Source organism: Streptomyces sp. NPDC096048, assembly GCF_044763415.1.
GTDB lineage: Bacteria > Actinomycetota > Actinomycetes > Streptomycetales > Streptomycetaceae > Streptomyces.
The window spans coordinates 183625-200372 of sequence record NZ_JBIWGG010000016.1 but is presented as its reverse complement, the minus strand read 5'-3'; the positions used below and the strand labels follow the sequence as shown (position 1 = coordinate 200372).

Here is a 16748-nt window from a genome sequence, read left to right as displayed (position 1 = left end):
CCGTGATCGTCCCGGGCTGTGGTGCGCGTATGCGGGCTGACCCTCCGCAGCACGGCCATCAGTCGATCCACCTGCGGAGTTGCGCAGTTCTACCACGCCTTGGCCAATTATTTAGTGATACAAGTCACGTAACTGCTGGTGATGGACGGAAGTCCCAGCTCGTGAGACCGGACTGTTATCCGGCGGCCGGGATGGGTGTCGGGGACACGTATATGCCGGCCGGTAGGCGCTCCCGGAGGCCACTGACGGCACACGCAGTTCTGACGCCTCGTTTGACTCCTCGTTGACGCCTCGTTTGGCGGCCACCGGCATGGAGGACCTGCCGAAGACTGCCGAAAGCGAGCAATGCGGGAGGTGTTCCATGTCGGCAAGATGGACCTGAGGGGAGCACGCGCCAGGTCCCGATGCCGGACACCGGCAGGTGGCGGCACCGGGACGCTGACGTGCCGTGTGGCAAGGCGGGGTGGCGGGGGATGGGCATGGGGACGTTTGTGGATGTCGCCACGACGTTCCCCGTTCTGTTCTTCACCGTTGCGGCGATCGTCGTCACGGGCTTCTGGCTGCTCGTCGCGACGAATGCCGCCGACGTCAGATGCTTCGACGAGGACGTTGACGCTGATTCCCTGGGACTCGGCGGGGTACCGGTCGCGGTCTCGTTGTCGGTACTGACCGCGCTCGCCTGGGCCGGAAGCCTCGGTGCCGTCCTGCTGCTCGAAGCCGTCGCCTCCATGAGGCCGCTACGTGCGCTGACCGCCCCGGTGATCTTCCTCGCCGCGCCCGTGATCGGGTGGTGGGCAACCCGATTGCTCGTACGTCCGCTGCGCCGACGCTTCACCCGGGCGACGACGGGGCCTCGGTTCTGCCATCGCGCCAGGCGAGCGCGATGATGCCCCTGTCGGAAGTGCCGCCATCGGCGGTACTGAGGGTGCCGGGTTCAGTTCCTGCTCGAACAGATCGAGTTGGTCGGCCAGAGCAGCCTTGGAGACGGACCAAGGAGCGGCGGGCTCCAGCCGGAAGCGGGTGATCTTGGCAGGCTGGAAGACGCCGAGGGATGTTCCTCGCTTCTCCTGATCCCGTTTGATGGTCCAGAGCGACGGGGCGACCAGGGACTCCACATGCCGGTACCGCTTCTTCCAAGCGCATGGCACCCACGATCTCCAACGTGTCGAGGTCGGACCGGAGACTCACTGGATGTCCAGGACCACTCAGGGGCCCGACCTGCGATGCGAATCAGGCCCCTGACCTGGTACTTCCCTGTTCAAGGTGGCGGGATTTGAACCCACGACCTCTGCGTCCCGAATGAGATTCGGTTGCTGATCTTGCTGGCCCCGACGGCGTTTGTTCTGGGCAGGAGCGTGGTCCCGATTGGTGCCGGATGGTGTGGAAGGGCATTCGGAAACCGAGCGGCTCCCAAACGGCTCTCAGGGTGAGCCCAGCCAACTGTCTCGGTGCCAGCCAGACCCGCGCCAGCCTGTCCGCTCAGACACGCTGGAGGTTTGACAGCCTGTTGCAGCAGAGCATGAGCCTCTGGGACTCCGAGACGGAGGGCGTAGCCCGTACGATCGCCACCATCGTTTCCCCCGTTGTCCCATGCGGCCCCTCGTCAGGGTTCACCGACCTCTACGGCGAATGCTCAGCAACGGAGTCGCCTGGCGGACTGACATCAGTCCCGACAGACCCGATCGCCGCAGGGCAGGCATGTTGGGTGCAAGCGTGCTCGATACGCGCTGTCGAGTCGTCCGTGCGGAGGAAGAGGACGAATTCGCAGCCGCCCACCATTCCGTGCTCCTGCACCAACACCCGTAGGCTGGAGATCTGTGCCGCGCTCGTCGCCCGCTTGAGGACGATTGGTGTGGGCTGACCGGCAATGGAGAAGGTCCTGACCATGGGGGCCTGTCGCATTCCGAGCTGCCATGTGAGCCAGCTGCTGACAACGACGCCGCTCCCTCGAAGGACATCCTTGTCCACCGTCAGCCGGACGCCGAACACGTTTCCCGCAGGATCGACGGCCATCCTCGCCGGCCGTGTCGGCTCGCTTTCCTCGATCGGGGTAGCACCTCGCGCGACCAGGTCAATCCGACCGTCTTCCGTGACGCCCACTCTGTCGTCCAACAGGCATTGGTGCAGGCGCCACAGGGTCACCGGGTAGCGCTCTCCGACCTTCAAGAAGAGAGCGTCCTTGGGCAGCGGCCCCAGTTCGGTCAGCACTGCTACGAAAGCCTCTACGGCGTTCGGGTACGGAGTGACGTTCAGGTGAGGCCATTCGGCCAGCGCCCACTTCCCCTCCAGACGGAGCTGCACGAACCTCTCGTCCCGCCTGAGCGCCTCAGCGACGGCGGGCTTTCGCCTGATCCCAGTCGGTGCCAGCAATTCCTCCGCGCGGCAGGGTTCGCCATTCGCCAGGAGAAAGAGGTACGCCGCGTCCCTGCCGCGGGCGCGACGGCGTAGCCAGGTCCCTTCGAAACCAGGCACCAGAGGGCTGTCCGGATGTCCGAGCAGATCCAGCAAGGGGACCTCGTCCGGTACTCCGGCAGCCGCGAAGGTCATCGCTACGTCCTCCCCACGCAACGGTGCCTCCTCGATGCCTCGCCGAAGCAGCACTTCCAGATCGCCGGGGCGGCGGGTCCACCAGCCGTGCAGTCGGCCGGCCCACGTCATCGGGTGCTCGGCCCCCGCGGCCTCGACAAGGGGTCGCACGCCCACTTGGTCACGTACGCCCAACGCCGCCGCCACCTCGGACTGGGGTACGGCCGAGCACTCGGTGAGGGTGGTCAGCCGGTCACGCCAGTCGTCCACAAAGGCGTCGGCGACAGCGCAGAGGTGCTTCTGTGCCTTCACGAGCATCTGGCGGACCCTCTCGCGACTGACCTCATGCTCCTCCCCGATGCTCCGCAGCGTCTTCCCGTCGGCACGGTCCTCGAGCATGCGACGTGACCGGGCCGGAAGCGCACCGTAGGCAGATTGCAGCCAGTCGTCGTCCCGCGTCATCGCGGCGCCCCGTTCAGCCATCGGTCACGTGCGCGCTGATCAGACCAAGCCGCTTCGCGATCCGCTCGTTGGTCGCCTTCTGCTCCGGGGTGATCTTCCGGACGAACGAGTCCACCGTGCAGATAACCCACGGCAGGGCGTCGCCGCCGGCCTGCGCCGCGATGGCCGCCCATGCGAGATGCTTGAAGTCGCGCATCGGCGCCCATGCGAAGCGCTGCTCCATCTCCTCATCGTCCTTGTGACGAATCGTCACACAGAGCGGCTTGATGTCGAGCGTCTCAAGGTCGACATTCCAGCCACTACCGAGGGCCTTGTCGACAAGAACACTGACCGGAGTGGCCGGCTTGACCACGAGCGGAGCCCACTTGCCCACCCCGTAGGTCGCCCGGATGTACTCCTTCATGGGCCTGTCCTTGAGCCACGGCCGGACGTTCTCCGGCTTCCCGATAAACGGGAGGAGCCGTCCTCCCACCTCGGGGTCAGAGGTCCAGGCCTGATAGTGACGGGTGCGCTCGGTGTCCGTGAGATAGGTCCAGTTCAGGTCGGCAGCCCGCTTGTAGAGGAGACGCACGACTTCTTCTTCCAGGTCCGAGGGGATCGCGTACTTGGTCATTCGATTCCAGTCGTCAGAGGGAACTGAAGGCGAACCTCGTCCGCCTTGGTCTCAAGGTCCGCCGCGTCCTGGATCCAGTGGTCCATCAGCGACCCGACGGTCTCGTCGCTGAATTGGATACGGGAGGCATGCGGCATTCGTACGCGCAGGTGCTCGCTCTCCTGGGCCTCCAGCGATCGCCGGAGCTCCAAAGTGGCCGCCACCCTGCGGATGTCAGTCACGAAGTCGAGGACCCGCAGGGCCTCCTTGCCGGGGCTGAGTCGGAGTCCGCGCCCGAGTTGTTGGACGAAGATCCGCCGACTGTGTGTGACGCGCAGGAAGGCGATGAGGTTCACGTCCGGGACGTCGACACCCTCATTGAAGACGTCGACACACGTGATAACCGGCACCCGGCCTAGCCGGAACTCGTTCAGCAGTATCTGGCGTCGCTGCCGCGGGAGCGCGCTGTGCAGGAACGACGCGTTGGCCCACGCCGCGTCGGACGAAGCGAACAACCGGGCCATGTGCTCGGCATGCTCGATGGTCTGACAGAAGACGATGGCCCTCGGCTCCGTCGTGGTCCGCCACGCCTCACGGAAGTGCTCGATGATCTCCTCGTCGCGCTGCGGCAGGAACAGGGACTTGTTGAGATCCCTGATCGACTGGCCGTGCACACTGGCGTCCCGGACGGCGTTCCAGTCGACGTTGTCGACGTACAGCCGGTAGTCGACAGCGGAGAGGAAGCCAGCGGCCATGCCCTCCGCGATGCCCATCTTGAAGCTCGGATATCCGAAGCGGGAGGTGATGTCGAACTTGTCACCGCGCCAGGGTGTCGCCGTCACGCCGAACTGCTCAGCATCCCCACACAGATTGAGCAATTCCGCAAACCTGCCGGTCTCGGCCACGTGATGCGTCTCGTCGATCATGATGAGGTCGGGCCGGTACCCCACGCGTACAGCGCTGAGAACGGATTCGACCGTTCCGACCACGACTCCGTCGAGGCTTTCGGGTCGGCTTTCTCCCGTGAGCAGGCGCGTGGGAACGTACTTGGGGATGTGCCGCCACATCGCCTTCTCGAGCTGGGCGACGAGGTCCTTCATGTGCGCGACGACGAGAATCCTGGTGTTCGGGTTGGTCTTCAGGTGACGGCTGATGATCTCCCCGCCCACCACGGTCTTGCCGAGACCTGTCGCGAGGACGAGTAGCGCGGTGCCGTTGGCGTCGAGGTCCCGAACCACCGCGTCCGCCGCCTCGGTCTGGTACGGGCGCAGAGCGTACTTCGCGGGAACGGTCTCGGGCATGCGGTCCCCGATCGACCGCAGGGTCGCGCCGTGCCAGACGGTGATCGGCACGCCGACTCCGTTGAGCGCCACGCGGCGGGCCTCCGCCGCCGCGTTGATGTCGGTGTTGGTGACAAGGACGGCCTTGTCCGCGCGGTAGCGCGTACGCGCGCGCTCAAGGTCGTCGACACCGCTCCGGTCGACCTTCCCTCCGGCCTTCCACTTGCACTGGAAGGCCCACTGCTCCCTACCGCGTACCGCCAAGAGATCCGCGCCCTGGTCGCCGGCGCCGTCGATAACACGCACGTCGTTGAAGCCGAGATACCAGAGAGTACGTTCGACGGCATGCGTGAGACCTGCGGGCCCTCCCCTCAGCAACTCGCCCGCCGAAAGGAAGACGGCACTCACTTCTCCTCCGCGAGATCGTCGGCCAGCAGACGGATACTCAGCCTCGTCCGCAGCAGTTGGTCCGGAAGGCTGGCCCCGGCGTAGGTCGCCTGGGTCGCGACATCGGAGAGGTAGCCGACCGTGCGCGCGAGGCTGAGCCGCCGCGCGGACGCGGAGGCGACACCCTCGTAGACGCCCTGGAAGACGCGGTTGTCCATGAACAGCGACGGCAGCGACTCGACGAGGCGAACCAGGAAAAGTGCGGGCACGTGCAACAGGAACTCACCACTCGCACCGAGATCGGTCGTGCGAGTGACCTTGCCGTTGGCGATCATGGTGTGCTCGGTGTGGGTGAGCTCATCGGGCGAGAGGAACTGGAACGCCTTCCCCGGTTCGCCGGCGCGGTCCAGTTCGGACGCCATGCGGCGACGGACCTCGGCCAGCAGTTCCTTAGCCTCGGCACTGATCATCTCGGCGTCCAGAGCGCTGGCGGGCAGCGATTCCGCCCGGATCGCCGCGATGAGCTCCGAGTGGCTCCACTTCGAGCTCGTCTGCACCCTGAGCAGCACGGCGATCTCCGCGAGCAGCAGATCCGCCGGATCCACCCCGAACCTCTGGAAGATCGGATGATCGAGGTCGAGGAACGCCACAAGGGCGTTGCCGCCGCGCTGGTCCAGCAGGACGGGGGTGGGGTGGAGGTTCTCGTCGGTCAAGCCTCCCACCGTGAGTCGACGCGCCTCGACCTCGACGAAGCCGACGCGAGGGTGCCCGAAGGAGCGGCTCAGGGCCGGGTATGTGGTCGAGTTCTCCGTGTAGCGCGTGACGCGCTCCTGCCGCGTCTCCTTGTGCTTCTCCGCACCCAGTGCGTCGGGAGCGGACTCGCCGTCCTTCGGTGGCCGCGCCTGCGCACCGGAGTTCGTCCCGTCCGGGCCGGTCGCGGAGGAGCTCGGACTGCCGCCTTCCCCGCCGTCGAAACCGAGCGCCTCCATCACTGCTGCCTCGTCGGGCTTCCCCGGGGTGGCTGCGGCCGCCTTCGCGTTCTTGCCCCTGCTCTTGGTCGCCTCGTGGTCCTCGACCGCCTGCCACCAGCGCTCATCGGTTTGGTAGTCGGGGTTGCCCCGGTGGAACTCATGCCCCCACCGACGGGTGTCGTCGTGGATCGGCTTGCGGCCGTCTCCTGGGACCAGGTAGCGAAGACCGGCGTCGTTACGACGGTACCCCTTGAAAAGGCGCGCGAGCGGGCTGGTGTTCTCCTCATACTCAAGGTTCGCCGCACGCTGGGGCAGCAGGGGCGCGACCCCCCTCACGATCTCGACCGCCGAGCGCCAGCTTCGGTCGCCGTACTCGAATGCGTCCTTCTGGTAGGTGACCGGGACGTGGTCGAGGTGGATCTCACCGATGATGCGGCCGCCCTGGTGGGCGAGGTCCACCGGATACTCCGGCTCCTCGTTGCCCACAGCCCCGTCAGGGTTGCGCCAGGTGAACAGCTGCTTGTCCCAACGGAGGATCTTGCGGCCGTTGCGCAGGAAGTCGATTCCGTAATCGTGCTTGTGCATGTACCGCTGGATGCCGAGCCACCCGTGCACTCGGCGCTCGCGAACGGTAAGCCGATCGCTCCCGCAGTCCTCGCAGGCATCGCGATCAGTGAGCTGCCACTGTCCGCAGTCGCCACAGGCGAGCCCGTTCTCCAGCTTTTGGTCGATCTCGATGTAGGCGGGGATGCGCTCCTTGTTGTTGTAGAGGACCGAGCGGTCGTCTCCCCAACGGCAGTGCCGGACAGGTTTCACCTGGAAGCCGCCAACCCACAGCTCGAACGGACGGTTCAGGAACATCCAGGAGTAGACCTGTCCCAGGATGTTGCGCAGGGCTGGGCCGTTCTTCTGCAGCCACCGCGCGCGAGTGGGATGCAGGCGGCTGATGACGATACGCGTGCCGTGCTCGTTGGGATCGGCCTTCGGCTCCGTGATGTCCTCCGCCTCGAAATCGTCCCCGATGCGGTCGAGGTCGATCTCCACGCCGATCCACTCGGTGTCGCCCTGGCGCGTGGTCAGGACGCGCGTGCGCTTGCCGAGCCGCGCCGTCGAGACGTTGAACCCCATGCCGAAGAGGCCGAGCTTGTCGTGCATGTCGTTGCCCGACCAGCCGGCCCGCACGGCCCGCTCAAGCCGGTCGTACGTCATGCCGCGACCGGTGTCGGTGATCACGAGCTGGCCCTGCGCGGAGTCGGGGAGCTCGACGCTGACGCGATACCCGCCCGCCCAGGGGGTCCCGGACCGATGGATCTCCGTGAAGTCGTCGAAGGCGTTGTCGATCAGCTCGGCGATGCACTGCCACTCGTCGAACTCGATCTCACCAAGCATGCGCAGCACACGCGCGGAAGGAGTGATCTTCATAGGTGGACGGACCCCTGTCCTCGTCTCGCGTGGGCACGCCGAAGAAAGCCCTGCCGCGGGCAGCGCTTCGACGCGCGGCTCGGGTGGAGCCGTACGCGTGATGAAGAGAGTAGAGGGCACCACTGACAATCGGCGGTAAGTTCCCTGATGCTCCAGCCACTTGAGGGATCTGAGGCACGTGGCGAGATCCAGTCGCCAGCCGTCACAACCGCAACGTCATCGGACGACCCGCAGTGTCGATGGCAGACATCAGCGGTCCTTGGCAGACTCCTTCCGCGATCGGTGAACCCGCCGAGGTCCGTAGAGCCCGATGGGCGTGTCGAACTGCTGTTGGGGCTGCCGGTCGAGGCCGGCGTCAACGTGGGGGACGACCTGCTCGCGTTCAGTGGAGGCGACGGACGTATCGTCCCGCGCCGGGCATCCGGCGCCCTCGACGATCTCCTGAGTCACGGAACGTTGTGATCATCCCGTGCAGCAAACCCACGAACGGCCGCGGCGACCCGGGCCGCCGCTCGTACGGGATCTTCGTGTTCCCAGATTCTGATGGCACGCCATCCCGCCTCCGCCAAGAACTGGTCGGTCTGGGCGTCCCTGGCCCGGTTTCCGTCGATCTTGGCGCGCCAGAAGTCACTGTTCGTGCGTGCGGGACGGCAGTGGTCGGGGCACCCGTGCCAGAAGCACCCGTCCACGAAGACCGCGACACGGGCACGCGTGAAGACGAGGTCGGCGGTTCGCCGTACTCCGGGTAGCGGCCGCGCTGATACGCGGTAGCGCAGACCCTCGCGGTGCAGCAGTGATCGGAGACGAAGTTCCGGTGCCGTGTCGCGGCCTCGGTTCCCGCGCATCGTTGACCGCGTGGCGGGAGACGACGCCCACGATCCTTCAGGGGGAGGACGCTCTCCAACCATTTCCCGGCTCTTGGCGATCTGCCATGCCTGTTCAAGGTTTGCCGCGCGCGTCAGGTGCTCCACTTCCCCGACATACCGGGCAGGCGAACGCCCGTCCTCCGACCAGCGGAGATAGGCCCTGATCCGACGAGTCCTGGGCAACAACTTGAGCGTGATCGAGGCCAGCGCGTAGTCGCCGTCTTCACGCTTGACGTAGCGACCCTCCCGGCCACCCGCGGCGCGATCCTGCTCGGCGATGATCGCCTTCCTGGTCCGCCCCTGCCGTCCCCGCCAGGCTCTCTCGGGCGGCGGCTTGTCCCTCCATCCCACTTGCCGGGATCCGGCGGCCTCGTTCACGAGCGCTGTTCCGCGTCGTCGAGGGCTTTCGCGACGGCGCTGGTGAACACCTCGCCCAGCTTCACGGGAACCGCGTTGCCCAGCTGCCTCATGCGTTCACCGCGTGGGCCCGCCATGCTCCAGCCATCACCGAACGTCATGACCCGGGCCGTCTCGCGCACGGTCATGTACCGGTGTTCGGGGCGCATCTGGCCGGTCTTCTCGTCGCGCACCAGGTTGTCGAGTTGCACGACCGACTCGCCACCGGGCACACCGTGTACACCGGCCTTGACGGTCTTGGCCGGCCGGTCGAGTTCGTTGGGCGTGTGCCCGTCGTAGATCCTGGCACCGGGCCACCCGATGTGGTCGGGGAACCCGCCCTGTTCCGTCGTCTTGTCCAACATGCTGGTGTTGATCTCGGGGAGCCCCATCACCGCGTCTCGAAGGGTGAGCCATGGCTGGAGCCCCTCGTCGCCGCTCTCGAACGACAACTGCTCATTCGCGTAGCGCGAGGTCACCAGATCGATGACGCGCTTCGGGATCTTGGCGCCCGCCTGCTTGTGGCGGTCCCAGTAGGAGCCTTCGAGGATGGTCCGCGCGAGGGCCGCATGGGAGTGGGTACGCGCGACAGCTTGCTTGACCAGTTCCGGGTCCACGCCCAGGTCAGCGCGGAAGGCCAGGAGGATCACGCGGTTGCGGATCTGCGGCACCCCGTAGTTGGCGGCGTTCACGTCGTGTTGCGTGACCTCGTAGGTCTCCGCCGGGTCGGTGTCCTGCGCGTCAAGCCGCTCCCGCAACGCGTGGTCGTGCTCCTGCCACGTGGCGCCCTCTCGGCGCTTCACGAACGGCAGGGAGAGCTCGCGCTTGATGTACTCGAAGTAGGGATTGAACGACGGGCGGAGGAGTCCTCGGACGTTCTCACAGATGACGGCCTTGGGGCGGATCTCACGCACCGCCCGGAACATCTCCGGGAACATGTTCCGCTCGTCCTCGTCACCCTTCGCGACTCCGCCGAGGCTGAACGGCTGGCATGGTGGCCCGCCGGCCAGAAGGTCAACATCGCGCTCTCGCAGGAAGCGCATGTCCAACTCTCGGACGTCGCCGGTGACCAGGGGAGGGTAGTGCGGCCGCTCAGTGGCGCCCGCAGCTTCGAAGCCCTCCGCGCGTTGCTCATCGATCTGGTCCAGCCACTTCGCCAGCACATCGGAATCGACGTCCGCTGGAAACGCCTCGAAGCGGTTGCCCTCAAGCGTCTCGCACGCCCTCTTCGCGAACTCGTTCAGCAGCAGGTGTCGGAAGCCGGTGTTCGTGCTGGCTTGGACCAGCCCGCCCCCGCCCGCGAAGAGCTCTACCGACGTCCGTTGCATTTTCCACTCCTAGCAGTTCAGTGCAGCCAAAACCATACCGCGGAGGAGTGCCGATTGTGACCCATGTGCCGTGAGAATCGTGTGATGTCGTACGCTCCACAGCGGCGGAACCCACGAAGAGAGCGACGGGGGCCATGACGGCGACAGCAGAGGGCACGGAGGAGTCGACATTCCACCGAAGCTTCACCCTCAGCATCACGAAGGCACTCGGTGATCAGCTCGCGGCGGATCTCGCCAAGCTGACCAGGGCCCCCTTGAGTGACGTGAGCATCGACCAGCTGTCGCAGCGCCCCGGTGTCTACCAGCTCTATCTGCACGACGACTTCGTCTACGTGGGGAAGGCCGAGAAGTCCCTGCCGACGCGGCTTCGACAGCACCTCAAGAAGATCTCGGGCCGACGTGGGATCACGCCGAACGACATGACCTTCTCCTGTCTCTATGTGGCTGAGGACTTCTCGGCCCTGGCGCCGGAGCAGTTGCTCATCAACCACCACAAGGACCTGGGCGAGATCCCGTGGAACAACAACGGCTTCGGCAATAGGGATCCCGGCCGACAGCGGGACCACACCGCTCTCAAGCCCACCCACTTCGACGCTTTGTATCCGATCGATCTCGACCGACCGGTCGATGGCCTCGTGGCAGGCGAGACAAACCTGCTCGACCTGTTGAAGTCGCTCAAGGCGACGCTTCCGTACAACATCCGGTACGCGAAGTCGGGGGACTTGGAGAGCACCAAGCTCGTCATCACGGATGTAGAGCTCTCTATCGACGATCTCTTCAAGAGAGTGTCGGCCGCGGCTTCTGGCGGTTGGCAGATCACAGCGCTTGGAGGCTACGTCGTCATGTACGAGGACAACCCCACCGAGTACGCCAGCGCCTCGCGGTACTACCGGGGCGGAGAGGTGGTCCACGGAGTTCCACGCTTCGCTACCGAAGACGAGGGGACGGGGGACGACGGTTCGTCCACCCCGGCCGGAACCTGAACACGCCTGCGAAAAGTTTCGCAGAGTCTTGTCCTCCCCCGGGCGCCGTTCTCGATGGCATCACCTCCCCTCCAGGGGCTTCCACCTCGCCTGGGTACCGGCGGTTGGTGGCGTAGCGGCGGCTACCGTGCCTCGGGCGCTCTTGTTCTCCGGCGGAGCCATCCCGGGCACGTCGACCTGTGGGAGGAAAAAGGGGAGGCGGCTGCCGCTGACGGCATGCGCCGCCGCGCTCGCCGAGGGCCCGAGCCTGACTGGGGCGCCTCCTGTAAACCTGGCGTTGGTGATCAGTCGAACCGGATTTCAGCAGCCTCCCGGGAGTCAGACGCCGAACGCGGCTCCCAGAACGTCTCAGGGGCCCGACCCGCACTGCGGATCAGGCCCCTGACCTGGTACTTCACTGTCGGGGTGGCGGGATTTGAACCCACGACCTCTTCGTCCCGAACGAAGCGCGCTACCAAGCTGCGCCACACCCCGATTGTCGCTGCTCGTCGCGGCGACGTCGTTTACTTTAGCCCACCGGCGGCCGGAGGCGAAATCAGGTTTACCAGCGGCGGCGGAGCGGGTTCGGGCGGACGTGGTCCAGGGCCACGAGGAGGACGCCCAGGGCGTAGAGGGCGAGGCCGAGGAGGAGGGCGTTGCCCAGGACGCCCTTGTAGCCGTGCTGGTCGACGTCGATGAAGGGGTAGAGGTAGCGGTCCTGGGTGCCGGGGATGAGCAGCTCGCCGCGGGCCAGGGAGAAGGCCAGGTAGGCCAGGGGGTAGAGGAGCCACGCGGCGGCCTGGCGCAGGTGCAGGCGGCCGGGGGTGGTGAGCAGGAGCCAGTCCAGGACCGCGGCGACGGGGACGGCCGTGTTCAGGAGGTGGGTCGCGACCGTGTGCCAGCCGGGGCTGACGCTGCCTGCCACGGCGAACGGGCTCGCCGCGTTGGCCAGGAGCAGGTGGTGGACGAGCCCGGCGGCGACGACGTAGAGCAGGGCCGCGCCCGTGAGGGCGCCCGGCAGGGGGCGGCGGGCGGACCAGGCGCGGCGGGCGGAGGCGAACAGGACCAGGGCCAGCAGGATGCTGCTCTGGGTGGTGAAGTGGCTCAGGGTCCTGATGGCCGGCCCGGCCGCGAGCAGTTCGATGGCCACGCCCGTCAGCGCCAGCAGCGCGGTGACGGCGCGGAAGGTGGCGACCAGCGGGCGGCGCACAGGGGTCACGACGGCCGTGGCCGGGACGGGGGAGGGCAGCAGTCTGGGCGGGCCCGGGACCGCGGGGAGGTCCGGGATGTCCCTGGGTATCGGGGCTGTCATGGCCTCACGCTAGACAGACCGGACATACCGGGCTATGTGGGTGGGCCATGTGGGGTACTCGTACGCCTGCGAGGCCTGCGGCCTGAGAGGCTTGAGAGGCCTGAGAGGCCTGTGGGAGCCCGGACCTCCGGGCTCCCAGCCGTCAAGCTCCCAGCCCCCAGCTCCCAGCCCTCAGCACCCAGCCCTCAGCACCCAGCCCTCAGCACCCAGGCCTCAGCACCCAGGCCCGGGCCCACCCAAATGTGCGCCCCGCTACTCCCGTCCCACCAGCGTCAGCAGCGTCGCCTCCGGTGGGCAGGCGAAACGTACCGGGGTGTAGCGGTTCGTACCGCAGCCGGCCGATACGTGGAGGTACGCCGTACGGCCCTCGGCCGTGTGCGTCGACAGGCCCTTCACGCGCTCCGTGTCCAGGTCGCAGTTGGTGACCAGGGCGCCGTAGAAGGGGATGCACAGCTGGCCGCCGTGGGTGTGCCCGGCGAGGAGGAGGGGGTAGCCGTCCGCCGTGTAGGAGTCGAGGACGCGCAGGTACGGAGCGTGGACCACGCCCATCGAGAAGTCGGCCGTGCCGGAGGGGCCGCCGGCCACCTCCGCGTACCGGTCCCGCTTGATGTGCGGGTCGTCCAGTCCCGTCAGCTCGACGGAGACGCCCTCGACCTTGAGCGTGCCGCGCGTGTTCGTGAGGTTCTGCCAGCCGGCGGCGTCGAAGCCGTCGCGCAGGTCCTCCCACGGGTTGTGGACGACGCCCTCGGCCGGCGCGTTGCCGTTCAGGCCGTGGCGGCCCTGGACCTTCTCGATCAGGTACCGGGCGGGATTGCGCAGCTTGGGGCCGTAGTAGTCGTTGGAGCCGAAGACGTAGGCGCCCGGGAACTCCATCAGGGGACCCAGGGCGTCCAGGACCTCCGGGACGCCCTCCGGGTCGGACAGGTTGTCGCCGGTGTTGATCACGAAGTCGGGGCGCAGTCCCGCCAGCGAGCGCAGCCAGCGCTGCTTCTTGCGCTGGCCGCCGACCATGTGGATGTCGGAGACCTGCAGCACGCGCAGGGGGCGCATCCCGGAGGGCAGCACGGGGATCGTCACCCGTCGCAGGCGGAACGAGCGGGCCTCGAAGCCCGCCGCGTAGACCAGACCGGCGGCGCCAACCGCCGTGATTCCCAGGGGTACTCCGTATCGCGCGCGCATACGTCCATCGTGTCAGAAGCGGTGGTGAAGGCCGACCGCGCGAGCGGCCGGTGGCGGGCGTCCGCGAAATCGGCAGGCGCCCTGCCTCCCGTACCTGCGACAATCACTGCCATGACCACGCTCAAGTCGAAGCTGCAGGACGACCTCAACGCCGCGATCAAGGAGCGCGACGAGCTGCGCTCCTCCACGCTCCGGCTGACGCTCGCCGCGATCACCAAGGAAGAGGTCGCGGGGAAGGAGAAGCGGGAGCTCTCCGACGACGAGGTGCAGAAGGTGATCACCCGCGAGGCGAAGAAGCGCCGCGAGGCCGCGGACGCCTTCGCCCAGGGCGGCCGCCCCGAGAGCGCCGAGCGGGAGAAGGCGGAGGGCGAGGTGCTCGCCGCCTACCTGCCGAAGCAGATGTCCGACGACGAGCTGAACGCGATCGTCGCGCAGGCCGTCGAGGAGGCGAAGGCGGCCGGTGCCGAGGGGCCGCGGGCCATGGGTGCCGTCATGAAGATCGTGAACCCGAAGGTGGCCGGGCAGGCCGAGGGCGGCCGGGTCGCCGCCGCGGTCAAGAAGCTGCTGGCGGGCTGAGGCCGGGCCCGACCGCGGGCGGCCTGCCGACGACGAAGACCGGCGGCCCCTCCCGGTGAGGAGGGGCCGCCGGTCTTCGTCGTCGCTACGGGGCCTCAGCCGCGTCGGCCGCCGTTGCCCTGTCCCTGGAAGAGGTTCCCCGGGAAGCCGCCGTCGTTGCCGCCGTTGTCCGTGCCGCCGTCGATCAGACCGCCGATGACACCGTCGTCGCCGTTGCCGCCGTTGCCGCCGTTGTCCTCGTCGCCGTTGCCGCCGTCGTCCCGGCCGCCGTCGTCGCCCCGGCCCTTGTCCTTCTCCTTGCTGTCCGGGATGTCGACGAGGTTGAACTCGGAGACCGGCTCGCCCTCCAGCGCGCCCGACATCATGTCGCCCCAGATCGGGCCGGGGACCGCGCCGCCGAAGACCTTGCCGTGCGGGACACCGCCGATGGTGATGTCGACCATCTTCCGCTCGTGCTTGGGGTCGCCGACCCACACTGCGCCGGCGAGGTCCGGCGTGTAGCCCACGAACCAGGCCGCGTAGCGCTCGTCCGTCGTACCGGTCTTACCGGCGCTCGGGCGGCTGTCGAGGCCGGCCTCCCGGCCCGTACCGTCCTCGACGACGCCCTTGAGGAGCGTGTTGATGGTGTCGGCCGTGGTCTCGGACATGGCCCGCGAACAGGTGGACTTCGGAACCTCGAGCGACTTGCTCTTGTTGCCGACCCGCTGGCTGATCGATTCGATGGCGATCGGCGTGCAGTACATACCGCGCGAGGCGAAGGTCGCGTACGCGTTCGCCATGGTCAGCGGGGAGACCTCGGTGACGCCGAGGGCGATGGACGGCGTCTGCTCCAGCTTGTTGCCGTTGGCGCGCTGGACGCCCATCTTGTCCGCCATCTGCGTCACCGGGCAGATGCCGATGTCGCTGATCAGCTGCACGTAGTAGGTGTTGACCGACTTGGCGGTCGCCTCCTTCATGTCGTACGGGCCGACCTCGGTCTCGTTCTCGTTCTCGAGCTTCGCGGGATTGTTCCGGTCGTTGAGCCACTGCTTGCCGTCGCAGGCCGCGACCGGGCTCGGGTACTCCATCTCGTACGGCGAGGAGTACGACTTCGTCGCCGGCATGCCGCCCTCGATGGCGGCGGCGGCCACGATCGGCTTGAACGTCGAACCGGGCTGGTAGCCCGCCCCGCCGCCCATGGCGTTGTTGACCGAGAGGTTGAGCGTCGTCTCGCCCTGCTTGACGTCGATGCCGTACGGGCGCGACTGGCCCATCCCCACGATCTTGCCGGTGCCCGGCTCCACGATGGTGGCCGCGGTCGCCACGTCGTCGCTCGTGTAGACGTGGTCCTTGATCGACTGCTGCACCGACTTCTGGGCCTGCGGGTCGAGGGTCGTGCGGATCGTCAGACCGCCCTGGTTCCAGATCTTGGCCCGGTCCTCCTTGGTCTTGCCGAAGACCGGGTCGCTCAGGAACACCGCGCGGACGTAGTCGCAGAAGAAGCCCGCGCCCTTGACCGCGGTGATGCAGCCGTTCTTGGGCCGGCTGACCTTCAGCCCGAGCGGGGCCTCCTTCGCCTTCTCGGCCTCCGCCTGGGAGATGTCGCCGACCTGCGCCATGCGCGTCAGGACCACGTTGCGCCGCTTGGTGGCCTCCGCCTCGTCGTTGACCGGGTCGTACCGGCTGGGCGACTGGACGATGCCGGCCAGGAGGGCGGACTCCTGGATGTTGAGGTCCTTGGCGGACTTGGAGAAGTAGCGCTGGGCGGCCGCCTCGACCCCGTAGGCCTGCTGGCCGAAGAACGTGATGTTCAGGTAGTTCTCGAGGATCTTCTTCTTGCCCAGCTCCTCCTCGACCTGGATCGCGAGCTTCAGCTCGCGGATCTTGCGGCCGATGGTCTGCTGGGTGGCCTGGGCGACCTTCGTCGGGTCGTCGCCGGCCTCCTCCACGAAGACGTTCTTGACGTACTGCTGCGTGAGCGTGGACGCGCCCTCGGAGACCTCGCCGCTGCGGGCGTTCTTGTTGAGCGCGCGCAGTACGCCCTTCAGGTCGACCGCGCCGTGCTCGTAGAAGCGCGAGTCCTCGATCGCGACGATCGCCTTCTGCATGTACGGCGAGATGTCCTTCAGGGCCACCACCGTGCGGTCGCGTGAGTAGACCGTGGCGATGGTGCCGCCCTCGGAGTCGAGGATGGCGGTGCGCTGGCTCAGCGGGGGAGTCTTCAGGTTGGCCGGGAGAGCGTCGAAACTCTCCACCGACCCCTTGGCGGCCAGCCCCAGCGCGCCCACGGCGGGCAACGCGATGCCGGCCAGCACTGCTCCCGCGAGCACACTGACACCGAGGAACTTGGCGGCCTGCTGCGTTGGCGACAGACCACCGCCCGAGCGCTTCTTTGGCATGGAGGCAGCCTACGTTCTCATTCGCCGGACACGCGTATATGCCTTGGCCTAAGCTGCACTCAACTGTCACAGCAGCGAGGCCACGTATCAATACGTCCGGTGACCCCGAAT

The 16748-nt window shown here is 67.2% G+C and carries 12 protein-coding genes and 1 tRNA gene; 3 read left to right on the top strand and 10 right to left on the bottom strand.

The genetic code is table 11. The features are described from left to right. The first annotated feature begins 473 nt into the window (after nucleotides 1-473). Nucleotides 474-887 carry a hypothetical protein gene (locus ACIQ6R_RS34960; protein WP_404225870.1) on the top strand — a complete coding sequence of 138 codons (414 nt, stop codon included), beginning with the start codon at nucleotides 474-476 and terminating at the stop codon, nucleotides 885-887. A 733-nt stretch (nucleotides 888-1620) separates the two neighbouring features. Here the strand turns inward: ACIQ6R_RS34960 and ACIQ6R_RS34955 are convergent. The 6 genes from ACIQ6R_RS34955 to ACIQ6R_RS34930 all read right to left on the bottom strand — a co-directional run bounded on the left by ACIQ6R_RS34955 (nucleotide 1621) and on the right by ACIQ6R_RS34930 (nucleotide 10230). Next, nucleotides 1621-2988, bottom strand: a complete 1368-nt coding sequence (locus ACIQ6R_RS34955; protein WP_404225869.1) for a sigma factor-like helix-turn-helix DNA-binding protein — start codon at nucleotides 2986-2988, stop codon at nucleotides 1621-1623. 13 nt (nucleotides 2989-3001) lie between these two features. Beyond that, nucleotides 3002-3601 (bottom strand): hypothetical protein, encoded by a 600-nt coding sequence (locus ACIQ6R_RS34950; RefSeq protein ID WP_404225868.1) that lies wholly within the window; start codon nucleotides 3599-3601, stop codon nucleotides 3002-3004. Then, entirely contained in the window at nucleotides 3598-5268 is a 1671-nt protein-coding gene (locus tag ACIQ6R_RS34945; protein ID WP_404225867.1) for a DEAD/DEAH box helicase family protein, read from the bottom strand. Before ACIQ6R_RS34945 ends, ACIQ6R_RS34950 begins: the two co-directional genes overlap by 4 nt. After that, nucleotides 5265-7607 carry an ATP-binding protein gene (locus ACIQ6R_RS34940; RefSeq protein ID WP_404225877.1) on the bottom strand — a complete coding sequence of 781 codons (2343 nt, stop codon included), beginning with the start codon at nucleotides 7605-7607 and terminating at the stop codon, nucleotides 5265-5267. Before ACIQ6R_RS34940 ends, ACIQ6R_RS34945 begins: the two co-directional genes overlap by 4 nt. 479 nt (nucleotides 7608-8086) lie before the next feature. Further along, the gene (locus tag ACIQ6R_RS34935; RefSeq protein ID WP_404225876.1) at nucleotides 8087-8548 is read right to left on the bottom strand and encodes a very short patch repair endonuclease; all 462 of its coding nucleotides are present in this window, start codon (nucleotides 8546-8548) and stop codon (nucleotides 8087-8089) included. Between the two features lie 332 nt (nucleotides 8549-8880). Continuing rightward, a complete protein-coding gene (locus ACIQ6R_RS34930) occupies nucleotides 8881-10230 on the bottom strand; it encodes a DNA cytosine methyltransferase (RefSeq protein WP_404225866.1) in 1350 nt (449 codons plus the stop codon). Between the two features lie 134 nt (nucleotides 10231-10364). On the opposite strand from ACIQ6R_RS34930, the gene ACIQ6R_RS34925 reads away from it, so the two are divergent. Continuing rightward, nucleotides 10365-11213, top strand: a complete 849-nt coding sequence (locus ACIQ6R_RS34925) for a GIY-YIG nuclease family protein (protein WP_404225865.1) — start codon at nucleotides 10365-10367, stop codon at nucleotides 11211-11213. A gap of 400 nt (nucleotides 11214-11613) precedes the next feature. Here the strand turns inward: ACIQ6R_RS34925 and ACIQ6R_RS34920 are convergent. The 3 genes from ACIQ6R_RS34920 to ACIQ6R_RS34910 all read right to left on the bottom strand — a co-directional run bounded on the left by ACIQ6R_RS34920 (nucleotide 11614) and on the right by ACIQ6R_RS34910 (nucleotide 13683). Then, nucleotides 11614-11687: transfer RNA gene (locus ACIQ6R_RS34920), tRNA-Pro, on the bottom strand. A gap of 67 nt (nucleotides 11688-11754) precedes the next feature. Continuing rightward, nucleotides 11755-12504 carry a Pr6Pr family membrane protein gene (locus ACIQ6R_RS34915; protein ID WP_404225863.1) on the bottom strand — a complete coding sequence of 250 codons (750 nt, stop codon included), beginning with the start codon at nucleotides 12502-12504 and terminating at the stop codon, nucleotides 11755-11757. 252 nt (nucleotides 12505-12756) lie between these two features. Next, nucleotides 12757-13683 carry a metallophosphoesterase gene (locus ACIQ6R_RS34910; RefSeq protein ID WP_404186023.1) on the bottom strand — a complete coding sequence of 309 codons (927 nt, stop codon included), beginning with the start codon at nucleotides 13681-13683 and terminating at the stop codon, nucleotides 12757-12759. A gap of 111 nt (nucleotides 13684-13794) precedes the next feature. Here ACIQ6R_RS34910 and ACIQ6R_RS34905 point away from each other — a divergent pair, with 111 nt between their 5' ends. Then, nucleotides 13795-14259 carry a GatB/YqeY domain-containing protein gene (locus ACIQ6R_RS34905; protein WP_121748291.1) on the top strand — a complete coding sequence of 155 codons (465 nt, stop codon included), beginning with the start codon at nucleotides 13795-13797 and terminating at the stop codon, nucleotides 14257-14259. Between the two features lie 95 nt (nucleotides 14260-14354). On the opposite strand, the gene ACIQ6R_RS34900 is transcribed toward ACIQ6R_RS34905, so the two are convergent. Continuing rightward, nucleotides 14355-16637 (bottom strand): transglycosylase domain-containing protein, encoded by a 2283-nt coding sequence (locus ACIQ6R_RS34900; protein WP_404225862.1) that lies wholly within the window; start codon nucleotides 16635-16637, stop codon nucleotides 14355-14357. Nucleotides 16638-16748: the final 111 nt, after the last annotated feature.

Bases quoted from the DNA above. Each gene is read 5' to 3' on its own strand.
- ACIQ6R_RS34940 (WP_404225877.1), bottom strand. From the start codon at position 7,607: ATGCTTGGTGAGATCGAGTTCGACGAGTGGCAGTGCATCGCCGAGCTG.
- ACIQ6R_RS34905 (WP_121748291.1), top strand. From the start codon at position 13,795: ATGACCACGCTCAAGTCGAAGCTGCAGGACGACCTCAACGCCGCGATC.
- ACIQ6R_RS34930 (WP_404225866.1), bottom strand. From the start codon at position 10,230: ATGCAACGGACGTCGGTAGAGCTCTTCGCGGGCGGGGGCGGGCTGGTC.
- ACIQ6R_RS34935 (WP_404225876.1), bottom strand. From the start codon at position 8,548: ATGGTTGGAGAGCGTCCTCCCCCTGAAGGATCGTGGGCGTCGTCTCCC.
- ACIQ6R_RS34960 (WP_404225870.1), top strand. From the start codon at position 474: ATGGGCATGGGGACGTTTGTGGATGTCGCCACGACGTTCCCCGTTCTG.
- ACIQ6R_RS34915 (WP_404225863.1), bottom strand. From the start codon at position 12,504: ATGACAGCCCCGATACCCAGGGACATCCCGGACCTCCCCGCGGTCCCG.
- ACIQ6R_RS34900 (WP_404225862.1), bottom strand. From the start codon at position 16,637: ATGCCAAAGAAGCGCTCGGGCGGTGGTCTGTCGCCAACGCAGCAGGCC.
- ACIQ6R_RS34925 (WP_404225865.1), top strand. From the start codon at position 10,365: ATGACGGCGACAGCAGAGGGCACGGAGGAGTCGACATTCCACCGAAGC.
- ACIQ6R_RS34950 (WP_404225868.1), bottom strand. From the start codon at position 3,601: ATGACCAAGTACGCGATCCCCTCGGACCTGGAAGAAGAAGTCGTGCGT.
- ACIQ6R_RS34955 (WP_404225869.1), bottom strand. From the start codon at position 2,988: ATGACGCGGGACGACGACTGGCTGCAATCTGCCTACGGTGCGCTTCCG.
- ACIQ6R_RS34910 (WP_404186023.1), bottom strand. From the start codon at position 13,683: ATGCGCGCGCGATACGGAGTACCCCTGGGAATCACGGCGGTTGGCGCC.